This is a genomic window from Olsenella sp. SW781 (genome assembly GCF_012027725.1).
Lineage (GTDB): Bacteria > Actinomycetota > Coriobacteriia > Coriobacteriales > Atopobiaceae > Thermophilibacter.
The window spans coordinates 58,007-78,940 of the sequence record NZ_SJOU01000003.1 but is presented as its reverse complement, the minus strand read 5'-3'; the positions used below and the strand labels follow the sequence as shown (position 1 = coordinate 78,940).

Annotated in this window: 21 protein-coding genes and 1 pseudogene; 18 read left to right on the top strand and 4 right to left on the bottom strand. The window is 71.9% G+C overall.

The features are described from left to right. Positions 1 to 42: 42 nt before the first annotated feature. Positions 43 to 333, top strand: a pseudogene (locus E0L17_RS11325) (peptide chain release factor-like protein); the annotation flags it as partial. A gap of 41 nt (positions 334 to 374) precedes the next feature. On the opposite strand, the gene E0L17_RS02445 reads toward E0L17_RS11325, so the two are convergent. Continuing rightward, positions 375 to 701, bottom strand: a complete 327-nt coding sequence (locus E0L17_RS02445) for an HIRAN domain-containing protein (protein ID WP_075279910.1) — start codon at positions 699 to 701, stop codon at positions 375 to 377. A 103-nt stretch (positions 702 to 804) separates the two neighbouring features. Next, the gene (locus E0L17_RS02440) at positions 805 to 1,269 is read right to left on the bottom strand and encodes a hypothetical protein (RefSeq protein ID WP_167929694.1); all 465 of its coding nucleotides are present in this window, start codon (positions 1,267 to 1,269) and stop codon (positions 805 to 807) included. Between the two features lie 418 nt (positions 1,270 to 1,687). Here E0L17_RS02440 and E0L17_RS02435 point away from each other — a divergent pair, with 418 nt between their 5' ends. The 7 genes from E0L17_RS02435 to E0L17_RS02405 all read left to right on the top strand — a co-directional run bounded on the left by E0L17_RS02435 (position 1,688) and on the right by E0L17_RS02405 (position 7,318). Further along, positions 1,688 to 2,050: an Asp23/Gls24 family envelope stress response protein gene (locus E0L17_RS02435; RefSeq protein WP_167929693.1), complete on the top strand. Its 363-nt coding sequence runs from the start codon at positions 1,688 to 1,690 to the stop codon at positions 2,048 to 2,050. A gap of 1 nt (position 2,051) precedes the next feature. Further along, a complete protein-coding gene (gene nusB / locus E0L17_RS02430) occupies positions 2,052 to 2,609 on the top strand; it encodes a transcription antitermination factor NusB (RefSeq protein ID WP_167929692.1) in 558 nt (185 codons plus the stop codon). Further along, on the top strand, positions 2,609 to 2,911 hold the full coding sequence (locus E0L17_RS02425; RefSeq protein WP_286163231.1) for an exodeoxyribonuclease VII small subunit: 303 nt from the start codon (positions 2,609 to 2,611) through the stop codon (positions 2,909 to 2,911). Before nusB ends, E0L17_RS02425 begins: the two co-directional genes overlap by 1 nt. 1 nt (position 2,912) lies before the next feature. Continuing rightward, entirely contained in the window at positions 2,913 to 3,644 is a 732-nt protein-coding gene (locus E0L17_RS02420) for a TlyA family RNA methyltransferase (protein ID WP_167929691.1), read from the top strand. Between the two features lie 72 nt (positions 3,645 to 3,716). Further along, complete coding sequence (locus E0L17_RS02415) at positions 3,717 to 4,574, top strand: NAD(+)/NADH kinase (RefSeq protein WP_167929690.1); 858 nt, start codon at positions 3,717 to 3,719, stop codon at positions 4,572 to 4,574. Between the two features lie 52 nt (positions 4,575 to 4,626). Then, complete coding sequence (recN, locus tag E0L17_RS02410) at positions 4,627 to 6,261, top strand: DNA repair protein RecN (protein ID WP_167929689.1); 1,635 nt, start codon at positions 4,627 to 4,629, stop codon at positions 6,259 to 6,261. A gap of 142 nt (positions 6,262 to 6,403) precedes the next feature. Next, a complete protein-coding gene (locus tag E0L17_RS02405) occupies positions 6,404 to 7,318 on the top strand; it encodes a TIGR02452 family protein (protein ID WP_167929688.1) in 915 nt (304 codons plus the stop codon). Here E0L17_RS02405 and E0L17_RS02400 read toward each other — a convergent pair. Then, positions 7,315 to 7,812, bottom strand: coding sequence for a type II toxin-antitoxin system VapC family toxin (locus E0L17_RS02400; protein ID WP_167929687.1), 498 nt, complete (start codon positions 7,810 to 7,812; stop codon positions 7,315 to 7,317). The two genes, E0L17_RS02405 and E0L17_RS02400, sit on opposite strands and share 4 nt — an antisense overlap. After that, positions 7,805 to 8,107: a hypothetical protein gene (locus E0L17_RS02395; protein WP_167929686.1), complete on the bottom strand. Its 303-nt coding sequence runs from the start codon at positions 8,105 to 8,107 to the stop codon at positions 7,805 to 7,807. Before E0L17_RS02395 ends, E0L17_RS02400 begins: the two co-directional genes overlap by 8 nt. Before the next feature lie 199 nt (positions 8,108 to 8,306). Here E0L17_RS02395 and pyrG point away from each other — a divergent pair, with 199 nt between their 5' ends. The 10 genes from pyrG to ftsW all read left to right on the top strand — a co-directional run bounded on the left by pyrG (position 8,307) and on the right by ftsW (position 20,927). After that, entirely contained in the window at positions 8,307 to 9,956 is a 1,650-nt protein-coding gene (gene pyrG / locus E0L17_RS02390) for a CTP synthase (protein ID WP_167929685.1), read from the top strand. A gap of 20 nt (positions 9,957 to 9,976) precedes the next feature. Continuing rightward, positions 9,977 to 10,873, top strand: a complete 897-nt coding sequence (locus E0L17_RS02385) for a site-specific tyrosine recombinase (protein WP_167929684.1) — start codon at positions 9,977 to 9,979, stop codon at positions 10,871 to 10,873. A 589-nt stretch (positions 10,874 to 11,462) separates the two neighbouring features. Next, a complete protein-coding gene (locus E0L17_RS02380; protein ID WP_167929683.1) occupies positions 11,463 to 11,942 on the top strand; it encodes a division/cell wall cluster transcriptional repressor MraZ in 480 nt (159 codons plus the stop codon). A 15-nt stretch (positions 11,943 to 11,957) separates the two neighbouring features. After that, positions 11,958 to 12,920 carry a 16S rRNA (cytosine(1402)-N(4))-methyltransferase RsmH gene (gene rsmH / locus E0L17_RS02375; protein ID WP_075279925.1) on the top strand — a complete coding sequence of 321 codons (963 nt, stop codon included), beginning with the start codon at positions 11,958 to 11,960 and terminating at the stop codon, positions 12,918 to 12,920. A 247-nt stretch (positions 12,921 to 13,167) separates the two neighbouring features. Beyond that, positions 13,168 to 13,686 (top strand): cell division protein FtsL, encoded by a 519-nt coding sequence (locus E0L17_RS02370; RefSeq protein ID WP_167929682.1) that lies wholly within the window; start codon positions 13,168 to 13,170, stop codon positions 13,684 to 13,686. A gap of 98 nt (positions 13,687 to 13,784) precedes the next feature. Beyond that, positions 13,785 to 15,482 (top strand): peptidoglycan D,D-transpeptidase FtsI family protein, encoded by a 1,698-nt coding sequence (locus E0L17_RS02365; protein ID WP_353652936.1) that lies wholly within the window; start codon positions 13,785 to 13,787, stop codon positions 15,480 to 15,482. A gap of 48 nt (positions 15,483 to 15,530) precedes the next feature. Continuing rightward, positions 15,531 to 16,970, top strand: a complete 1,440-nt coding sequence (locus E0L17_RS02360; protein ID WP_167929680.1) for a UDP-N-acetylmuramoyl-tripeptide--D-alanyl-D-alanine ligase — start codon at positions 15,531 to 15,533, stop codon at positions 16,968 to 16,970. After that, on the top strand, positions 16,967 to 17,998 hold the full coding sequence (gene mraY / locus E0L17_RS02355; RefSeq protein WP_167929679.1) for a phospho-N-acetylmuramoyl-pentapeptide-transferase: 1,032 nt from the start codon (positions 16,967 to 16,969) through the stop codon (positions 17,996 to 17,998). The genes E0L17_RS02360 and mraY overlap by 4 nt, the downstream gene beginning before the upstream one ends. A gap of 3 nt (positions 17,999 to 18,001) precedes the next feature. Further along, complete coding sequence (murD, locus tag E0L17_RS02350; protein WP_286163230.1) at positions 18,002 to 19,447, top strand: UDP-N-acetylmuramoyl-L-alanine--D-glutamate ligase; 1,446 nt, start codon at positions 18,002 to 18,004, stop codon at positions 19,445 to 19,447. Position 19,448: 1 nt separating this feature from the next. Next, positions 19,449 to 20,927 carry a putative lipid II flippase FtsW gene (ftsW, locus tag E0L17_RS02345; RefSeq protein ID WP_353652935.1) on the top strand — a complete coding sequence of 493 codons (1,479 nt, stop codon included), beginning with the start codon at positions 19,449 to 19,451 and terminating at the stop codon, positions 20,925 to 20,927. Positions 20,928 to 20,934 lie beyond the last annotated feature (7 nt).

Genomic DNA, 20,934 nt, shown 5'->3' with positions numbered 1-20,934 from the left:
CGGCAGACGGCCGACGAGATCGCGCGCGACTGCGAGGTCCAGGCCTTCCATGCCTCGGGCCCGGGCGGGCAGGGCGTCAACACCGCCGACTCCGCCGTGCGGATGCGCCACCGGCCCACCGGGATCGTCGTGGTGTCCCGCGAGGAGCGCAGCCAGCTTCAGAACCGCCGCCGCTGCGTCGAGAAGATCCTCGAGGTCTGCCGCCGTCGCTCCCGCCCGCCGCGCCCGCGCAAGAAGACGCGCGTCTCCGCCGCGCAGAAGCGGCGCCGCCTGGAGGCGAAGCGTGCCCGCGGGCAGGTGAAGCAGCTGCGCCGCCGCGTGGAGGGGGAGTAGCCGGCCGCGGCCCGCCTGCGCCGGGCGCCGGAGCCCCGCCGCTATCTCGCGTCGCGCACGTAGATGCCCACCATGAGCTGGTGCCAGGGGCTGCGCGTGGGGTCGGCCTTGAGGACGCGGCACTCGAGCACGTCCGCGTGGCCGTAATAGGCGAGCGTGGAGACGAGGCCGCTCTCGTCGGCGGGGACGTAGCCCAGCTTGGTGCCCCTCCAGCTGATGGCCACGGCCTCGGGGTCGTGCGGGTTGTCGCGCTCCGGCGCGAGGTCGAGCCCCATCCCGGAGGAGAGCTCGCCTATGACGCTTGCCCCGTCCCAATACTGGAACCCTGCGACGTAGAACGTTGAGACATGACGTGACGGCTCGTACATGGTGGCCTCCCAGCCTCTCTTCTCCTGCCGGCGGCGCCCCCGCCGGCTGCTGGGACCAGAGTAGGGGAGGGACCGGACAATAATGGGACCGGGGCGGTCGCGGCTATCGGGCGCGCCGGAGCCAGCGGCGGACGTCCGCGCCGGCCGACACGAGCAGCACGGCGGCCGCGACGGCCATGACGGCGGAGAGCGCCCAGAGGTCGAGGGCCGCGTCGAAGGGGGCGAGCTGCACGGGGAGGAGCGCCCGCCCGCCGCGCTCGGGGTCCAGCCCGAGCATCGTGAGCACGCAGGTGCCGACGGCGGCAAAGACCGCGAAGACCGAGCAGAACCCGAGGGCGGCGCGGCTCATGGCGTCGGCCCTCCGGCCCGCCTCGTCGCGCGACGCCTCGTGGGAGGCGTCCGAGACCCTGCGGACGTCTGCCCGCATGACGAGGTAGGCCGCGCAGGCGACGAGCGCGATGACCAGGTAGACGAGGGCAAAGACGCCGACGCACGGGTTTGCCACGCCGAGCGCGCACGCACCGCAGAGGAGGGCGAACGCCGCCCAGAACGACCTTGACTGCTCCATGGGGCCCACGACCTCCCGTCCTTCTCGCCCGCGCCTTAGAGTATCTCACTTCCCGGGGCGGAGGCGCGCCGGGCTCCGGCGGACGCTGCGGAATCGGGCCTCGTGGCAGGGCGCGTCGCCCGGGCGTTGCCGGAAGTGGGGTCGTGGCAGGATTCGCCCTGCCATGACCCCGGATTGCGCAGCGGTGCCGAGAGGGGCCGCAGGTGGCGAGAAGTGCGGGCCGCCACAACCCCAGTCGGCGCAACGCGGGCCGGGCCGCGGCTGCCACAGGCCCCGATTCCGCAGCGGCGGAGGCGTCGCCGGCGGCGCCCGGGCGACCGAGTGTCACGCTTTCGCGCAGCGGGCCGGTCGCGGCCCGCTCCGTCGCGGCCAGAGGGTATACTGTTTGGGACGCAACCGTTCGACAAGGGGGTCATCAATGGCCGAAAGCGAGCTTCACGTCTCTGGCATCGGCATCTCCAAGGATGTCGTCTCCACCATCGTCTCCATCGCCGCCCGCCGCGTCGAGGGCGTCGCCTCCGTGGGGGGCAACGACATCGCCTCGAGCCTCATCTCCGTCTTCACCAGCCGGAGCGTGGCTCCCGAGAAGGCCGTAGAGTCGACGGTCAAGGGCGACGAGCTGCACCTCACCGTGCACCTCGCCGTGTTCTACGGCTACCCCTTCACCAAGCTCGCCGCCGACGTCCGCCAGGCGGTCGCCGACGCGGTGACCGAGCAGATCGGCGTCGGCGTCTCCGCCGTCGACGTGTGCATTGACAGCCTCGTCTTCCCCAAGGAGTAACTTGAGCACTCACTTCGGCGGGCGCACCCTCGCCCGCAGCCAGGCCCTCCAGCTGCTGTTCCAGGCGGAGGCCAACTCTCGCGCGGTCCTCTCGGTCCTCGACGGCGACTACGCCCTCTCCGAGGGCCCGCTCGACGACTACGCCCGTCGGCTCGCCCTCGGCGCCGACGAGGCGCGCCCCGAGATCGACGCCGTCATCTCCGCCCGCTCCACGAGCTGGTCGATCAGCCGCATGAACGGCGTGGACAGGAACCTCCTGCGCCTCGCGATCTACGAGATGCTCTACGTCGACGAGGTCGACGTGGCCATCACGATCGACGAGTGCGTCGAGCTCGCCAAGGCGTACGGGACCGACGAGTCCTCGCGCTTCGTGAACGGCCTTCTCGGCCGCGTGGCCGACGACCTCGAGGCCGGCGTGGACGTCGTCGCGGCCGCCCGCGCCGAGGCGGAGCGCCGCGAGGAGGAGGCCCGCGCCGCGCAGGCCGCAGCCGCCGAGGACGAGCCCGCCGACGCCCCCGATCCCTCGGGCGAGGCAGACGCCCCCGAGGGGGACGCGTAATGGCCCGCGTTGACGTCTCTCGCTACCAGACGTTCGGCGACATCACCGAGCGCCTGGACGACATCGTCGCGCAGGTGCGCGACAAGGACGTCTCCCTCGAGCACTCGCTCGACCTCTTCGACGAGGCCATCGCGCTCGGCTCCAAGGCCGTGAGCCTCGTCGACGCCACCGACTTCTCCCCCGAGGAGGAGGCGCGCCTCGTCGAGGAGCACCGCTCCGCGCAGGGCGGCGCCGATGGCGCCGAGACGGGCGGGGCCGAGAAGGACGGCGACCCCGAGGCCTCCGCCCCCGACGGGGAGTAGCGTGCCGCGCCGTCGCCTCGACGAGGAGCTCGTCGAGCAGGGGTTCTTCTCCACGACCGACGAGGCCCTGCGCGCCGTGATGGCGGGCGAGGTCTCCACGAGCGACCGGCGCATGACGTCGGCCGGCGAGCGCGTGCGGCCCGGCATCCCCCTGCACGTGCGCGGCAGGTCGCGCTACGTGAGCCGCGGCGGCCTCAAGCTCGAGCGCGGCCTCGAGGCCTTCAGCGTGGACCCCGCGGGCCTCGCCTGCCTGGACGTGGGGTGCTCGACGGGCGGCTTCACGGACTGCCTGCTCAAGCGCGGCGCCGCGTCGGTCATCGCCGTCGACGTGGGGTACGCGCAGTTCTCCTGGGACCTCCGCCAGGACCCCCGGGTCCGCCTGCTCGAGCGGACCAACATCGTGGACGTGCCCGCCATCGTGGGCGCGGCGGCGGTCGACCTTGCCGTCTGCGACGTCTCGTTCACCTCGGTCCTCGCCGTGCTGCCGGCCGTGCTCGAGCTCCTGCGCCCGGGTGCGACCTTCCTCACGCTGGTGAAGCCCCAGTTCGAGGCCCCGCGCGACGACGTGGGGGAGGGCGGCGTCGTGCGCGACGAGGCCGTCCGGCTCGCGGCGCTCGAGCGGGTGCGCGCGGCGTTCGAGGAGGCGGGCCTCGCGGTGCGCGGCTCGTGCGAGAGCCCCATCACCGGCCACAAGGGCAACGTGGAGTACCTCCTCTGCGGCTCGCTCGCCTAGGGGCGCGCCGCCGGGCGGGCTCCGGGTGATGCTACACTCTGAGTCGTCGACCAAGAAGGAGGAGACAGGCGCGTGAAGGTCCTCATCGTTCCCAACTTCTCTCGCTCGGACGCCCTCGAGGGCGCCCGCTCGCTCGAGGGGTGGCTGCTCGACCAGGGCGCGGACGTGCTCTGGGCGCACGACAAGAAGCTCTTCCCGGGGGTCGACGACTCGGCCGAGGGCTGCGACCTCGTGGTCTCCCTCGGCGGCGACGGCACCCTCCTGCGCGCGGCGCGGATCGTCGGGTACGAGGGCATCCCCATCGTGGGCATCTCCTACGGCCACCTCGGCTTCCTCACGGCCGCGGGCCCGGAGGACCTCGTGGCGACGGTCGAGGACGCGCTCGCGGGCGAGCTCCACGTCTCGCGCCGGGCGACGCTCGACGTCGAGTGCGAGTTCGAGCGCGCGGACGGGAGCACCTACGTGCGCCACGGCTTCGCCCTGAACGACCTCGCCGTCGCGCGCGGCGGCGCCGGCAACATGATCGAGTTCGACGTCTCCGTCTCCGGAAAGCACATCGACCGACTGCGCGGGGACGGCTTCGTGGTCTCCACGGCCACGGGCTCCACCGGCTACGCGCTCGCCTCCGGCGGGCCCATCGTGACGCCCGAGTTCACCGGCATGGTGTGCGTGCCCATCGCGCCGCACACCATCATGGCGCGGGCCTTCCTCACCTCGCCCTCGGACGTGGTCGAGATCGAGATGAGCCCCGAGCGGCCGTCCATGCGCCACTTCTTCGTCGACGGCCAGCCCATCGCGCGCGAGAAGCACAGCCGCGGCGTGCGCGCCACGGTGCGGCGCGGCCGGGGCGACGTCATCCTGCTCGACCGCAGCACGCAGAGCTTCTACGACTCGGTCTCGCGCGTGTTCTACGGGCAGGTGGGGAAGTGAGGCCCCGCTGGGGCGGCCCGGCGCGCGGCGAGAAGGGCGGGCAGGCGGCAAGATGATCGACGAGCTCCACGTTCGCAACGTCGCGCTCATCCGCGACGCCTCCATAGAGCCGGCGGCCGGGCTCACGGTCCTCACCGGCGAGACGGGCGCGGGCAAGACCGCGCTGCTCTCGTCGATCAAGCTCCTCGTGGGCGAGCGCGCGGACGCGGGCATGGTCCGCGAGGGCGCGCCCGCGCTCGAGGTCGAGGGCAGGCTCTTCCTCCCGGGAGACGACGAGGACGGCACCGTGGTGCGCCGGCGCGTGGGCGCGGACGGCCGCGGCCGCGTGGACGTGGACGGGCACATGGCGAGCGTGCGCGAGCTCGCCCAGCGCGTGGGCGCGACGGTTGACCTCTGCGGCCAGCACGAGCACCAGCGCCTGCTCTCCGTGCAGACGCACGTCGACATGCTCGACTCGTGGGCGGGCGGCCCGGCGGCCGACGCCCTCGGTGCCTATCGCGATGCGCTCGCCGCCGCCGAGGCCGCCGCCTCCGAGCTCGAGCGCGTCCGCGAGATGGGCCGCGCCACGGGCGAGCGGCTCGACGAGGCGGCCTTCGTGCTGCGCCGCATCGACGAGGTGGACCCGCGGGAGGGCGAGCTCGAGGAGCTCGAGGCCCAGCTTCCGCGCGCGGAGCACGGCGAGGCCCTCATGGCGGCCGCCTCCGGGGCGCGCGAGCTCCTCTCCGGCGACGGTGGGGCCTGCGACGCGCTCGGGGACGCCGTGAGCGCGCTTGTGGACGCCGCGCGCTTCGACCCGGCGCTCGGCTCGTGGGCGAAGGCCCTCGAGAGCTCCCTCATCGACATCGAGGACGTCGCCTCCGAGCTGCGCGACTACGCCGACGGGGTGGACTTCGACCCCGAGGAGCTGGAGCGGCTGCAGGAGCGGCTCGCCCGCCTCGAGGGGCTTCGCCGCGCGTACGGCCCGAGCATGGCCGACGTGCTGCGCCGCCGCGACGAGGCGCGCGAGGTCGTCGAGGCGGCGAGCGACGGCGGCGAGCTCGAGCGCCGCGCCGCCGAGGAGCTCCGCCGCAGGGAGGCCGCGCTCGCCAAGGCCGCCGACGCCCTCGACGCTGTGCGCGCCGAGGCCGCCCCGCGCCTGGCGCGGGCCGTCTCCGAGCAGATGGCGTTTCTCGAGATGGGGTCAGCCGAGCTCGTGGTGTCCCAGGAGCGCCTGCCGCGCGCCGAGTGGACGCGCTCCGGGGCCTCCCGCGTGGAGTTCCTCTACCGGCCGGGCGCGGGCCTCACGGCGCGGCCGCTGCGCAAGATCGCCTCGGGCGGCGAGGTCAGCCGCGTGATGCTCGCCTGCAAGGTGGTCCTCGGCGAGGCCGACGACTGCGAGACGCTCGTCTTCGACGAGGTGGACGCCGGCGTGGGCGGCGCCACGGCCGTGGCGCTCGCGAGCGTGCTCGCCCGCCTCGCGGCCACCCACCAGGTCATCGTGGTCACCCACCTCGCCCAGGTCGCCGTCGCGGCCGAGCGGCACTACCTCGTGCGGAAGTCCGAGGGCGAGTCGGGCGTGCCCGAGACCTCGCTCGTCGAGATCTCCGGCGAGGACCGCGTGGCCGAGGTGGCCCGCATGCTCTCCGGGGACACGGGCGAGGCCAGCCGCGACCTCGCGCGGGAGATGCTGGCGCGCCGCGCCTCGTAGTCGCCATCGCCGGCGCCTCTCGCCTTGCGCCCAAGGGCGCGCTATGTTTCGTCTTTGTGCCCGCTTGGGCGTCGGGGGCGCATGGCCGGGCCGCGCGTCGCGCGTTGTGCGAGAATGGCCCGAAGCGACGAAAGGAGCACCCATGGCCGAGAGGAACGCCCGGCGCGACGCCCGCGGGGGCGGACGCGCCGCGGAGGCGAGGCGTCACACGAGCGAGATGGCCCGGCGCTTTGCGTCGGAGATCGAGCGCGCCGTCGCCGACACGCGCGCCTACGACGGCGCCCCGAGGGCGTCCGTCGAGGGGCGGGTGCCCGTCGTCACCGTGGTGGAGGAGGACTCCGTCGCCGCCGTCCTCGCGCGCGGGCGCGGCCTGGCGTCCGCCTGCGACCTTGCCGTCCTGGACTTCGCCTCGTTCACCTATCCCGGCGGCGGCTACGACCGGGGGACCATGGCGCAGGAGGAGTCCCTCTGCGCCGAGAGCTTCCTCTACAACGTGCTCACCGAGAAGCGCGCCTGGTACGCCGAGAACCGCCGCCGTAAGATCAACTGCGAGCTCTATCGCAACCGCGCGCTCGTGGTGCCGCGCGTGCGCTTCGAGCGCGACGGCTTCCACTCGTACGCGGACGTCATCGTGGCGGCGGCCCCCAACGCCCGGCGCGCCCGCGAGGAGTACCACGTGGGGGAGGGGCCCCTTCTCTCCGCCCTGCGCGACCGCGTCCGCCTGGTGATGGCCATCGCGGACGACCTCGGGCACGACAAGCTCGTCCTGGGCGCCTTCGGCTGCGGGGTCTTCGGCTGGGATGCCGCGACGGTGGCGGAGGCCTTCCGCGCCGAGCTCGCTGGCGGGGCGCACGTCGCCTCCGAGGTGACCTTCGCGATCCCGCGCGGCCGCGCCGACGAGAACCTCGAGGTCTTCCAGCACGCGCTGGCCACCTTCCCCGAGCCCAACCCCGAGCCGTACCGCACCCGCGCCGAGCGGGCCGCCGAGGCGGCGCGCGCTCGCGCCGCGGAGCCCGTCGAGGACGAGGGCGAGGACGACTGGAGGCGCTACCTCTAGCCGGACAGCAGCCCCAGCATCTCCTGCGGGGTGAAGACGGGGACGAACGACGAGCGGAAGGCCGACGCGTCCCTCGTGACGATCGCGGCGAGGCGCTCGCGCTCGGCGAGCTGCCTCACGAGGCCGTCCTCGAAGTCCGGCTCGTCGCTTGCGACCGCCGGGGCGAGGTCCGCCCCGCGCAGCTCGATGGGGGAGATGGGCACGCATTCCACAAGGCCCCTGACGAGGGCCCGTGCGTCCTTCTCGCCTCCCAGCGACCGGCGGAGGATGTAGTAGACGTCCTTGTATGACGACGCCGGCGCAACGGGAGCGCCGCCGCGCGACAGAATGGCGCGCACGAGCCAGCGCGCGGTGTCGTGCTCAGAGCGGCGCGCGTCGAGATAGTCGAGCAGTATGTTCGTGTCGAGAAGGACGCGCCGTGGCTCAAGGAGGGCGTCCCCCTCGGCAGCCTGGGCGCCGACGTGCATGGTCATGCTCCCTCCCTTGCTAGGCATAGCGCTCCTCCAGCGCGTCCTCGAGGAGGTCCCGGGCGCTCGCGCTCGCATAGGAGCCTTCCGCCCGCCGCGAGAGGGTGAGCTCGTCGGCCCACGCCTCGAACTCGAGCATCCGCTCGTCGGGGGAGAGTGTCGGCGCGGCGTCAAGCGTGGGCAGCGTGCCCGTCCGGGCCACGAAGTCCACGACGTCCCTGACGAGCCGGGAGAACGTGGTGCCCCTCTCGGCGATCACCCTCTCGGCAAGCCTCAGCGCCGGCTCGCTTACCCTGACGCTCCTGGTCAGCATCTCGGCCATCTCTCCTCCCTCCGTCCTCAAGAGTATAACACGCGTGTTACCAACGCGCCGCCGCCATCGAGTTACACCCCCACGTTTCCTCCCCGTGTCCCTTTGTTTCGCGCGTGCGTCGACTTCGGCGAGCGGTCGCGGCGTCGCCGCGGCTTCGCGCTATCATGGAATCCCGTGGAAACGAAACGGTTCTCTACGGGAGGTCCCCATGGCAAAGCACATATTCGTGACCGGCGGCGTGGTATCGTCCCTGGGAAAGGGCATCACGGCGGCATCGCTCGGCCGCCTGCTCAAGTCCCGCGGGTATCGCGTGATGATGCAGAAGGCAGACCCCTACCTCAACGTCGACCCGGGGACGATGAGCCCCTTCCAGCACGGCGAGGTCTTCGTCACCGAGGACGGCTACGAGTCCGACCTCGACCTCGGCCACTACGAGCGCTTCATCGACGAGAACCTCACGCGCAACTCCAACTTCACCACGGGCGCCATCTACCAGGACCTCATCAGCCGCGAGCGCGCCGGCGACTTCCTCGGCGGCACCGTGCAGGTCATCCCGCACGTGACGGACGCCATCAAGGAGCGCTTCCTGCGCGTGGAGGAGCAGACGGGCGCCGACGTGGTCATCACCGAGCTCGGCGGCACCATCGGCGACATCGAGAGCCAGGCCTTCGTGGAGGCCATCCGCCAGTTCAGGAACGAGAAGGGCCGCGACGACTGCATCCTCATCCACGTGAGCCTCGTGCCCTACATCGCCGCCGCCCACGAGGTCAAGACCAAGCCCACGCAGCACAGCGTGCGGGAGCTGCGCTCCTTCGGCCTGCAGCCCGACTTCATCGTCTGCCGCTCCGACCACGAGGTGGACGCCTCCATCCGCGCAAAGATCGCGAGCTTCTGCGACGTCCCCGCCGACCACGTCTTCGAGAACTCCGACTGCCCCTCGATCTACGACGTGCCGGCGCACCTCGCGGAGCAGGACTTCGACCTCAAGGTCTGCGAGAGGCTGGGACTCGACCCCCGCGAGAGCCACATGGAGGGCTGGTACGCCTTCACGGGCGCCATGCACGCGGCCAACGCCCGCGAGAACGTCACGCGCATCTGCGTGGTGGGCAAGTACACGCAGCTGCCGGACGCCTACCTCTCCGTGATCGAGGCGCTCCACCACTCCGGCGTGCTCTTCGGCCGCCACGTGGACATCCGCCTCGTGGACGGCGAGGCGCTCGACGCCCAGAACGTCGACGAGGTGCTCGGCGACGCCGACGGCATCCTCGTGCCCGGCGGCTTTGGCCTGCGTGGCATCGAGGGCAAGATCTGCGCCGTCCGGCGCGCCCGCGAGGGGCTCGTGCCCTACCTCGGCGTCTGCCTCGGCCTGCAGGTCGCCGTCTGCGAGTTCGCCCGGGACGTCTGCGGCCTCGAGGGCGCGAGCTCGGCCGAGTTCGACCCGCAGACGCCGCACCCCGTGATCGACCTCATGCCCGACCAGGCGCAGGTCACCGAGAAGGGCGCCACCATGCGGCTCGGCGCCTACCCGTGCAAGGTGCTCTCTGGTACGCTTGCGGAGGAGGCGTACGGGGAGCCGCTCGTCTACGAGCGCCACCGCCACCGCTTCGAGGTGAGCAACGCCTATCGCGACCAGCTCGTCGAGGCAGGGCTCGTGGTCTCGGGCCTCTCGCCGGACGGCCGGCTCGTGGAGATGGTGGAGCTTCCCGAGGACGTGCACCCGTGGTTCGTGGCGAGCCAGGCGCACCCCGAGTTCAAGAGCCGCCCGGACCGTCCCGCCCCGCTCTTCAGGGAGTTCGTGCGCGCCGCGATCGCGCACCACGAGGGGTGCGGCCGGCAGGACGTGGCGCCGCTCCCCTAGACGAGAAGGACGGAGGAGCCGTGGACCTCGCGCATGCCCTCGAGGAGTACCTGGGATACCTCGCCGTCGAGCGGGGCAGCTCGGAGAACACCATCGCGTCCTACGGCCGCGACCTCGCCCGCTACGTGGCCTGGCTCGCCGAGCGCGGCGTCACCGACCCCGAGGACGTGACGCGCCAGCTCATCGAGGAGCACGTGGGGGCGCTCGTGGACGTGGGCCTCGCCCCCTCCTCGGTGGAGCGCGCCGTCTCCGCGATCAAGGGGCTCCACCGCTTCATGGTCGCCGACGAGCTCTGCTCCGCCTTCCCCACGGCGGACCTCCCGCTGCCCGCGAAGCCGGCGCGCCTGCCGGACGTGATCTCGGTCGAGGCCGCCGCCCGCCTGCTCGACCAGCCCTTCCCCCAGACGCCCTCCGGCCTGCGCGACCACGCCATCCTCGAGATCCTCTACGGCTGCGGCCTGCGCGCGAGCGAGCTCTGCGGGCTCGACCTGCGCTCCGTCGTCCTGGACGAGGCGCTGCTCCGCGTCCACGGCAAGGGGGAGAAGGAGCGCGTGGTGCCCGTCATGGGGACGGCCGCCGCGGCGCTCTCGGCCTATCTCGAGCGGGGGCGCGGCGAGCTCGTGGGGAGCCGCCCCACGCAGGCGGTCTTCCTCAACGTGCGCGGCGGGCGCCTCTCGAGGCAGTCGGTCCACGCGATCGTGGAGCGCTACGGGCGCGTGGCGGGCATCGAGGGGCTCCACCCCCACACCCTGCGACACAGCTACGCCACGCACCTGCTCGAGGGCGGGGCCGACCTGCGCGCCGTGCAGGAGCTGCTCGGGCACGCCAACATCGCCACGACGCAGCTCTACACCCACGTCGACCGCTCCCACATCAGGCGCGTGTACCTCGCCGCGCACCCCCGCGCGAGGGAGTAGGCCATCTGTTCGGCCCCGGCCCGCCGTCCTTCTCGCCCGCTCATTGCTGCGCAAAAGTCGCGGGGCGAGAAGGACGGCGGGCCGGGGCCTGCGGCGATGCGCGGTCCGTTGCGCGGCGCGGCTTGGGACGCTGGGCGCCCACCTTCTGGCCTTTTTGCTTGAGCATGCCCCCGCGCACGGAATGTGGGCTGGAGCCCCACATTCCGTGCGCGGGGGCATGCTCGTGGCGTGGGACGGTGCCCCACCGGCGCTGGGACGGTGCCCCACTGGGGGAGAATGGGCCCCGTTGGCTGTCCTGAGCTGGAAAAATGGCGAGAAGGACGTCGCTTCGTAGCGCTGAGCTGCGGATTCACGTCGCCCACACAATCTGTTTCCCCGAAATGCGAACAGACCCAACGTCGCTTGTGGTCAATCTTGCATGACGGCACCACATCTTGGGGGCCGAGGGTGTCGGCCCATGCCGTCCGCGTCCCAGATTCAACCATAGGGTGGGGCGTTGTGTTTTCTGGTGTGGCAAAGTGGGGCACATGGCGTATAGTGTTCCCACGCTCCGTTCGGGGCAGGATTCTCGTCTCGGAGGGAGGGAGACATGGCGGAGGCCGAGATGTTCCTCATGGGATCGTATCCCATGACCGTCGACGCCAAGGCCCGTGTCACGCTTCCCTCAGACTTCCGCCGGCAGCTCGTGCCGGAGGGGGCCAGCAAGACGATCGTCCTCGTCCCGTTTCAGGGGCACGTGAACGGCTTCACCCTCGAGGGCTTCAAGACGTGGCTGAAGAACCTCTTCGACCACGGCACCGAGGCCTTCAACCCGCGCAGGCAAAGCGACGCCGAGCTCAAGCGGGGCATCCTGGGTGCCGTCACGAAGGTCGACCTTGACAGCGCCGGCCGCCTTGCCCTCGGCAAGCTCGACGCCTCCCGCCAGGGGACGCGCGAGCGCCTGGGCCTTCTGGGCGACGTCGTGGTCACGGGGCAGGAGGACCACTTCGAGGTGTGGAACGCCGACAAGTGGAACGCCAGCCAGGTCGCCTTCGAGGCGGACATCGACGCGCTGCTCTACGGCGAGTAGGAGGGGGTGAGGGTCTTGACAGGAGAATATCGGCACGTACCCGTGATGCTCGACGAGGTCCTCGCCGAGCTCGACCCGCGGCCGGGAGAGGTGGTCTGCGACTGCACCCTCGGCGGGGCCGGGCACTCGGTGGAGCTTGCGAGGCGCGTCGCCCCCGACGGGCTGTCCCTGGGAATCGACCAGGACGACATGGCCCTGACGGCGGCGTCCGAGCGCCTCTCGCGCGAGGTCCCGGAGGCGAGCGTGCGCCTTCTCAGGGGCAACTTCGGCGATCTTGACGACCTGCTCGTCGAGGCCGAGGTCCCCGGGGTGGACTGCTTCCTCTTCGACCTCGGCGTCTCGTCGCCGCAGCTCGACATCCCGGAGAGGGGCTTCTCGTACCACGAGGACGCCCCGCTCGACATGCGCATGAATTCGGGGAACCACACCCTAACCGCAGCCGAGGTCGTGAACACCTACAACGAAGCTGACCTCACCCGAATCCTTCGCGTCTACGGTGACGAGCGCTTTGCGTCCCGCATCGCCCGCCGCATCGTCGAGCGCCGCTCCAAGGCGCCCGTCGAGACGACCCTCCAGCTCGTGGAGATCGTCAAGGAGGCGATTCCGGCGGCGGCGCGCAGGCACGGCGGCCACCCCGCGCGCAAGACCTTCCAGGCCCTGCGCATCGAGGTGAACCACGAGCTCGACGTCCTCGACCGCGGCCTCAGGGCGGCGGTCCGCTGGGCGAACCCGGGTGGCAGGATCTGCGTCATCTCCTACCACTCCCTCGAGGACCGCATCGTGAAGCACGTCTTCTCCGAGCTCTCTCAGGGGTGCACCTGCCCGCCGGACCTCCCGGTGTGCGTGTGCGGCCACGTGCCGATAGTCGACGTCAGGACGAGAAGGCCCCTCGTCGCCTCGGACGAGGAGGTCGCGGCCAACCCACGGTCGCGCAGCGCCCTCATGCGCGTGGCGGTCAAGCTCGACGTCACCGACTGAGGGCCTCCAGAGCGACGTAGCCGGCGCGAGCCGTCTACCGAGAGACGCACCACAACCGCATCAGAACGCAGCTCAAACACACCACCTTCGAACCATCAACGAACTATCAACTCACTATCGACAAACACTTAAGGTCGCTTAACCAACTCTCGAGGAACCAGTCTCAATCAACCCTCAAGTTCCCAGCGTACCTGCCGTATATGTAGTCATCGCGGCGAGAGCCGCTCACGTCACGAGAAGGACGACGATGAGGTACCAGGGATCTGTGGCATACGACATGGGAGCCGAGCCCAGGAGGTGCGAGCGGGTCTCGCAGGAGCCGCGCCGCTCCTTCGAGGTCGTCCCCGGCGGCGGGCTCGACGCGCGCGCCCGCCGCGGCGTGAGCCCCCAGTTCGTCGCCCGCGTCCGCGCCGCCCTCGCCGTCGCCGCCCTCGTGATCGCGCTCGGCCTCGTGCGCGTGGTGCTCTCGTCCGCGACGGTCGCGCTCCTCGAGCAGAACTCCGCCCTCGCGGAGGAGATCGAGACGGCGCAGACCCTCTCGACCGACCTCAGGATCGAGCGCTCCGTCCTCTCGAGCAACGCGCGCATCAGCCGCATCGCGACCCAGAACTACGGCATGGCGCTCCCCGCGGAGCGCCTCACGGTCGACCTCGACGCCACGGCCGCGTCTCAGGGCGACGCCCCCGCCGAGGGCGAGCAGGCCCCCTCTGATGGGGAAGCTGCGCAGCCGGCCGACGCCACGGGCGGGAATGCCGCCGTGGATTAGACTGTCTTGACGTGAGAGACAGGGATCGACAGAGCCGCCGTAGGCGGAGGAACCATCCGGAGGCCTCGTATGACGAGGCCTCTCGTGCGCGTTATCGCGTGAGGGCGTCGCGGCCGGGCGGCTCGGGCTCGGGCGGCGGCGCGCACGGCTTCGTCGTCGTGCGGCGCACGCTCATGGTCCTGTTCGCCGCGGTGGCGGCGCGCCTGGCCTTCCTCCAGGTGTTCGGCGCGGGCGAGTACGCCGCGCGCGCGGAGAGCCAGCGCACCAACCGCATCACGCTCCACGCCCGCCGCGGGACCATCTTCGACCGCAACGGCAACGTCCTCGCCATGAGCGAGGAGTGCAGCACCGTCTACGCCAACCCCGAGGAGGTGGCCGACCCCTCGGGGGTGGCGGCCGCGCTCGTCAGGCACCTCGGCGGCGAGAAGCAGGACTACATGAAGCTGCTCACACAGGACACCACCTTCGTCTACCTGCAGCGCCAGGTCGACCAGGAGACGGCCGACGCCCTCAGGGAGGAGCTCTCCGAGAAGGAGCTCGCCGGCGTCTACTACCTCGCCGACACCAAGCGCGTCTACCCCTATGGCAACGTGGGGGCGCAGGTGCTCGGCTACGTGGGCGTGGACGGCAAGGGCCTCTCGGGAATCGAGCAGCAGTACGACGACGTCCTCACGGGCACCGACGGGGAGATGCTCGTGGAGACCGGCCTCTACGGCACCCCCATCGCGGGCGGCGCCTCCCAGGTGACCGAGGCCGAGGACGGGACCGACCTCGTGCTCGCGATCGACATCGACCTCCAGCAGGCGTGCGAGGAGATCATCGCGAAGGGCGTCTCGGACTACGGCGCCGAGTCCGGCTCGGTCATGGTGACCGACCCCAAGACCGGGGAGATCCTCGCCGCGTGCTCGACGCCGCTGCCGGACTTCTCCAACCTCACCGACTCCTCCTCGCTCAACCTCAAGCTCGTCACGAGCTCCTTCGAGCCCGGGTCGGTCTTCAAGACGATCACGACCGCCATCGGCATCGACGACGGGCTCTTCTCGGCGGACACCGTCTACTCGGTCCCGCCCGCCTACACCGTCGGCTCCGACACGGTGCGCGACGACGACCTGCGCGACTACCAGATGGACATGGACGTGCGGGAGATGATGCGCCGCTCGTCCAACACCGCGATGGCCCTTCTCGCCACGGAGGTCATCGGCGCGAAGGCCTTCTCGGAGGGCGTCGACCGCTGGGGGATCGGGCACAAGACGGGGATCGACTTTCCCGGCGAGGTCGAGGGGATCGTCAAGGGGCTCGAGGAGTACGACGGCTCGACCCTGGGGTCGATGGCCTTCGGCCAGGGCCTCGCCGTGCCGTTCGTCCAGATCGTGCGCGCCTACGGGGCCGTGGCCAACGGCGGGGTCCCCCTCACGCCTCACTTCGTCGTGGAGCGCGGCGACGAGGCCATCGACTGGCCGGCGGGGGAGGCGGCCTGCTCCGTCGAGACCGCCGCGGCCGAGACCGACCTGCTCATTACGGTCGTGCAGGAGGGAACGGCGGAGAACGCCCAGGTCGAGGGCTACAGCATCGCCGCGAAGACGGGCACGGCCGAGCAGGCGGGGGAGTCGGGCGGCTACCAGGAGGGCAAGTTCGTGGCGTCCCTGTGCGGGTTCGTCAACGCGGAGGACCCCGAGGCGCTCGTCTACGTGGGCCTGAACGGCCTGCCGTACCTCGCGGCCGAGACCTCGGCCCACGTCTTCCGCGACGTGATGGAGCAGACCGTCCAGATCATGGGGATCGTCCCGGTCTCGTAGAATGGGTGACGGGGGAGAGGCCCCCGAACGTACGCAAGGGAGTGCACGATGCTACGCATGACCGTCTCCGACATCGCCCGGGCGACCGGCGCCGCCGTCCTTCTCGAGGGCGCGCGCGACGTCGCGGGCGAGGTCGTCGTCGACTCGCGCGAGGCGGGGGAGGGGCGCCTCTTCGTCGCCTTCCCCGGGGAGCGCGTCGACGGCAACGCCTACCTCGCCTCCGCCGCCCGCGCGGGCGCCGCCGCGGTCGTGGCGACCGCCGAGCCCCCGGCCGAGGCGCTCGAGGCCGCCTGCGCCGCCGGCTGCGCCGTCCTGCGCGCCGAGGGGGACGACGGCGAGGAGTTCCTCCTGCGCCTGGCCGGCGCCTGGCGCGAGCTCCACCCCGGCTGGCTCGTCCTGGCCGTCACGGGCTCGGTGGGGAAGACCACCACGAAGGAGATGGTCGCCGCCGGCGCAGCCGCGCAGCGCCGCACCCACGCCACGCGCGGCAACCTCAACAGCCTCATCGGCCTGCCGCTCACCGTCCTCGCCGCGCCGGAGGACGCCGAGGTCGTGGTCTGCGAGCTCGGCATGAACCACCCGCACGAGATCGACCGTCTCGCCGCCGCGTGCCGCCCGGCGCTCGCCGCGATCACCAACGTGGGGACGAGCCACATCGGCATCCTCGGCAGCCGCGAGAACATCGCCCGCGCCAAGGCCGAGGTCGTCTCCGGCATGCGCGCCCATGACGGCGTCGGCCCCGCGCTCGCGCTCGCGAGCTCGGGGGACTTCACCCCCTTCATCGCCGACGGCTTCGCCCGTCCCGCGGGCGTCGACGTCATGACCGTGGGGTCGGGCGAGAAGGACCTCGTGCGCGCCTCGCTCGTCTCGACCGACGCCTCGGGCCGCGCGCGCTTCACCGTGACGTGCGCCGACGGCTGGTCCCGCGAGGTCGCGCTGTCCCTTCCGGGCGCGAAGCTCGTCGACGACTTCCTGCTCGCGCTCGCGCTCCTGTGGCGCGCCGGCCTCGACCGCGACGCCGCGGTGGACGCCATCTGCCGCATGGAGCCCACGAGCATGCGCCTCGACGTCGTCCGGGCCGCCTCCGGGGCGCGCGTGATCGACGACTCCTACAACGCCGCGCCCGCCTCGATGGCCTCCTCGCTCGACGTGCTCGCCAGCATGGCGTGCGAGGGCCGGCGCATCGCCGTGCTCGGCGAGATGGGCGAGCTCGGCGACGAGGCGGCGCGCCTCCACGGCTACGTGGGCGCCTACGCCGCCGCCAAGGGGGTCGACCTGCTCGTGCTCGTCGGGGGCGAGCTCGCCGACGAGATGGCCGAGGCCGCCCGCACGATGGGCCTCTCCGAGGACGCCGTGGAGCGCCTCGCCACGGTCGAGGACGCCGTCCGCGTCATCGGCCCCGTCCTTGCCGAGGGCGACCTCGTGCTCGTGAAGGCGAGCCGCGCCGCCGGCCTCGACAACTTCGTGAAAGGGGTGCTTGCCTCGTGATCGGGAATCCCTCATATCCCACCTACCAGGTTTTTCTCGCCATCGGCATCGCGGCTCTCGTGACCTGCGCGCTCATGCCGCTCTTCATCCGCCTCATGCGCCACGAGGGGGTGGGCCAGCAGATCCGCGCCGACGGCCCGCAGCGCCACCTCGTGAAGCAGGGCACCCCCACGATGGGCGGCATCATCATCCTCGTGGGCGTGCTCGTCGCCTGCGGGCTCGTCGCGCAGTGGACCCCGGCGCTCGTGCTCGCCGTCGTGGTGACGCTGGTCACGGGCTCGCTCGGCCTGCTCGACGACATCGAGTCGGTCGCCCACGGCCGCTCGCTCGGGCTCACGCCGTCCCAGAAGATGGTGGGCCTCGTCCTCATCTCGGTCGCGTTCTGCCTCGTGGCGGTCAACGTCTGCGGCATCGCCCCCGAGATCCGCTTCCCGGGCGGGCTCTCGCTCGACCTGGGCGTGCTCGCCACCACCTTCCCCGCGGGCGGCGTCGAGGTGACGGTGCCCTGGCTCTACCTCGTCTTCGTCTTCCTCCTCATGGCGGGCCTCTCCAACGCCGTCAACCTCACCGACGGCCTCGACGGCCTCGCCGGCGGCTGCACGATGGTGGTCATGCTCTTCATGGCGATGGTCGCCTACCGCTACAACGAGCTCGACCTCGCCATCTTCGCCGGCTCCATCGCGGGCGCCTGCGTGGGCTTCCTCTGGCACAACTGCTACCCCGCCTCGATCTTCATGGGCGACACGGGATCGCTCGCGCTCGGCGCCGCGCTCGCCTCGCTCGCGGTCCTCACCAAGACCGAGGTCACCTCGCTCATCATGGGGGGCCTCTTCGTCTGCGAGGCGCTCTCCGTCATGATCCAGGTCACGAGCTTCAAGCTCACCGGCCGCCGGGTCTTCCTCATGACGCCGATCCACCACCACTTCGAGCAGATGGGGTGGGCGGAGAACAAGGTCGTCATCCGCTTCTGGATCGTCGCCGCGGCCTTCGCCGCGCTCGGCTTCGCCCTGTACTTCCAGCTCGGCTAGGGGATGAGTGAGCTCATGGGTCCCACCACTCAGTCACATCTCGGCGACGTCGCCGTGCTCGGCCTCGGCCGCACCGGCGAGTCTGCCGCCCGCTACCTCGCCTCGCTCGTCCCGGGCCGCGTGCGCTCGGTGACGCTCTTCGGCGGCGCGGCGTCCGCGGAGGGCGAGCGCACCCGCGCGCTCGAGGCCGAGGGCGTGCGCTGCGTCCTCGGGACCGAGGAGGTCTCCGGCAGCTACGACCTCGTCGTGGCCTCCCCGGGCATCCCGGTCGACTCCGCCTTCTTCCGCTCCGCGGCCGCGTGCGCGGGCGAGGTCGTGGGCGAGCCCGAGCTCGCCTGGCGCGAGAGCCCCGAGCGGTGGGTCGCCATCACGGGAACCAACGGCAAGACGACCACGACCTCGCTCGCGACGCACCTGCTCGGCGAGGCGGGCCTGCCCGCGGAGGCGGTGGGCAACATCGGCACCCCGCCGACCGAGGCCGTCCCCGCGCGCCCGGAGGGCGGGTGGTTCGTCGCCGAGCTCTCGAGCTTCCAGCTCGCCACGACGCGCCTTTTGCACCCGCGCGTCGCCGTGCTGCTCAACGTCACGCCCGACCACCTCGAGTGGCACCACACGATGGAGGCCTACGCCGCGGCGAAGGAGCGCGCCTTCGCCAACCTCGGCGCGGGCGACCTCGCGGTGGTCTCCGTCGACGACGGGCCCTGCCGGGCCGTCGCGGAGCGCTGCGAGGGGCGCGGCCTGCGCGTCTGCCGGCTCTCCGTGCACGGGGAGCCGGACGGCCCCTGCGCCGCCTTCCTGCGCGGCGACGAGCTCGTGGTGCGCCTCGACGGCGTCGAGCGCGCGCTCTGCCGGACGGCGGAGCTCAGGATCGTGGGCCTCCACAACGCCGAGAACGCGCTGGCCGCCTCGGCCGTCGCGCTCGAGCTCGGCGTCTCCGCCGAGGACGTGGTCCGCGGCCTCAGGTCCTTCTCGCCGATCGAGCACCGGCTCGAGCCGGCGGGCACCGTGGCCGGCGTGAGCTACGTCAATGACTCCAAGGCCACCAACACCGACGCCGTCGAGAAGGCGCTCACGGGGTTCGCGCCCGGCTCGGTGGTGCTGCTGCTCGGCGGCCACGACAAGATGACCGACCTCGCCTCGCTCGCCGCCGCGGTGCGCGGGCGGTGCCGCGCGGCCGTCTGCTACGGCGAGGCGGGCCCCAGGATGGCCGCCGCCCTCGAGGCCGCCGGGGACGGCGAGAAGGACGCCGAGAAGGACGGGGCGCCCCTGGAGGTCGTCCGCGCCCCGCACCTGCGCGAGGCCTTCGCCGAGGCCGTGCGCCTCGCCCGCCCGGGCGACGTCGTGCTGCTCTCGCCGGCCTGCTCGTCCTTCGACGAGTTCTCCAACATGGCCGAGCGCGGCCGCCTCTTCAAGGCGCTCGTCGCCGAGCTCGCCGAGAGGGGGGCCTAGCGTGGCCGGCGCGGCGCGCGCCGCCTCGGCCCCGCGCGGCGCGACGGCGCACCGGGCGTCGGGGCAGGACGGCCTTTTCGGCGTCCCCGAGCGCTTCATGCGCCCCCGGGTGGTCTTCATTGCCGTCACGGCCGTGATCGTGGGGTTCGGCCTGCTCATGGTCTACTCCGCCTCGTCGGTCACCGCGCTCGCGGACTTCGGCGACTCGGCCTACTACCTCAAGCGGCAGCTGCTCTTCGCGGCGGTGGGCACGGCCGCTGCGGTCTTTCTCGCCTGGAGCGACTACCACCTCTGGAGCGAGCGGCTCGTGAACGTCATCTGGGCGGGCACGATCTTGCTGCTCCTGCTCGTCTTCATCACCGCGGGCGACGCCTACGGCGCCACGCGCTGGATCGCCATCGGCGGCTTCCAGCTCCAGCCCTCGGAGTTCGCCAAGATCACGATCGTCCTCGTGGCGGCGAGCCTCGCGCAGCGCTACTTCGAGGAGGGCACGATCGACTGGTGGACCTTCGTGAAGCTCATGGCCATCGGCGTGGGCCTGCCGATTGTGCTCATCGTCCTGCAGCCTGACAAGGGCTCCACGATGGTGCTCGGCATCACCATCGTCACGATGGGCTACCTCGCGGGCGTCCCCAAGCGGATCCTCGCCGTCTTTCTCGTCCTGGGCATCCTGGGCTTTCTGGGGCTCTCGCTGAGGGACGACTACTCGCGCCAGCGCCTGCTCACGATGCTCAACCCCGAGTCCGACCCCTATGGTGCGGGCTACCAGCTCCTCCAGGGCTTCTACGCCTTCGGGTCGGGCGGCCTCTTCGGCGTGGGGATAGGCTTCTCCAAGCAGAAGTACTCCTACCTCCCCATGGCGCACAACGACTTCATCTTCGCCGTCATCGGCGAGGAGTGCGGGCTTCTCGGCACGCTCGGCCTGCTCGCGGGCTTCGCGCTCTTCGCGTGGGCGGGGTTCAGGATCGCGCTGCACGCGCCCGACCTCGCCGGCAGGCTCATCGCGGCGGGCTGCACCACGCTCGTCGTGATCCAGATGCTGCTCAACGTCGCGGGCGTCATCGGCATCTTCCCGCTCTCGGGAAAGCCCATCCCCTTCGTCTCGTACGGCGGCTCCTCGGTCATCGCGAGCCTCATGCTCGCGGGCATGGTCGTCTCGGTCTCCACGCACTCGCACCTGCCCGAGACCGCCCACGACGGGGCGCGCCGCTCGCTCAGGGTGACCGAGGGCGACGCCGCCGACGCGGGCCTCTCGCTCGTGGGCGAGCCGCGCCCGCGCTCGGCCCGGGGCGCCGACGCCGGGCGGGGGCCGAGGCTCACGGTCATGGACGGGGGCGCGCGAGGCCGCGCCGCCGGGCGCGCGGACGGCCGCCCGGCGGGCAGGGTGACGACCGACGCGCGCGGCAGGAGAAGGGTCGACCTCGGGCCCGACGCGGCGGAGCGCCTTCGCGGCCGCCGCGGCCCGAGGGGGAGACGATAGGAGGAGA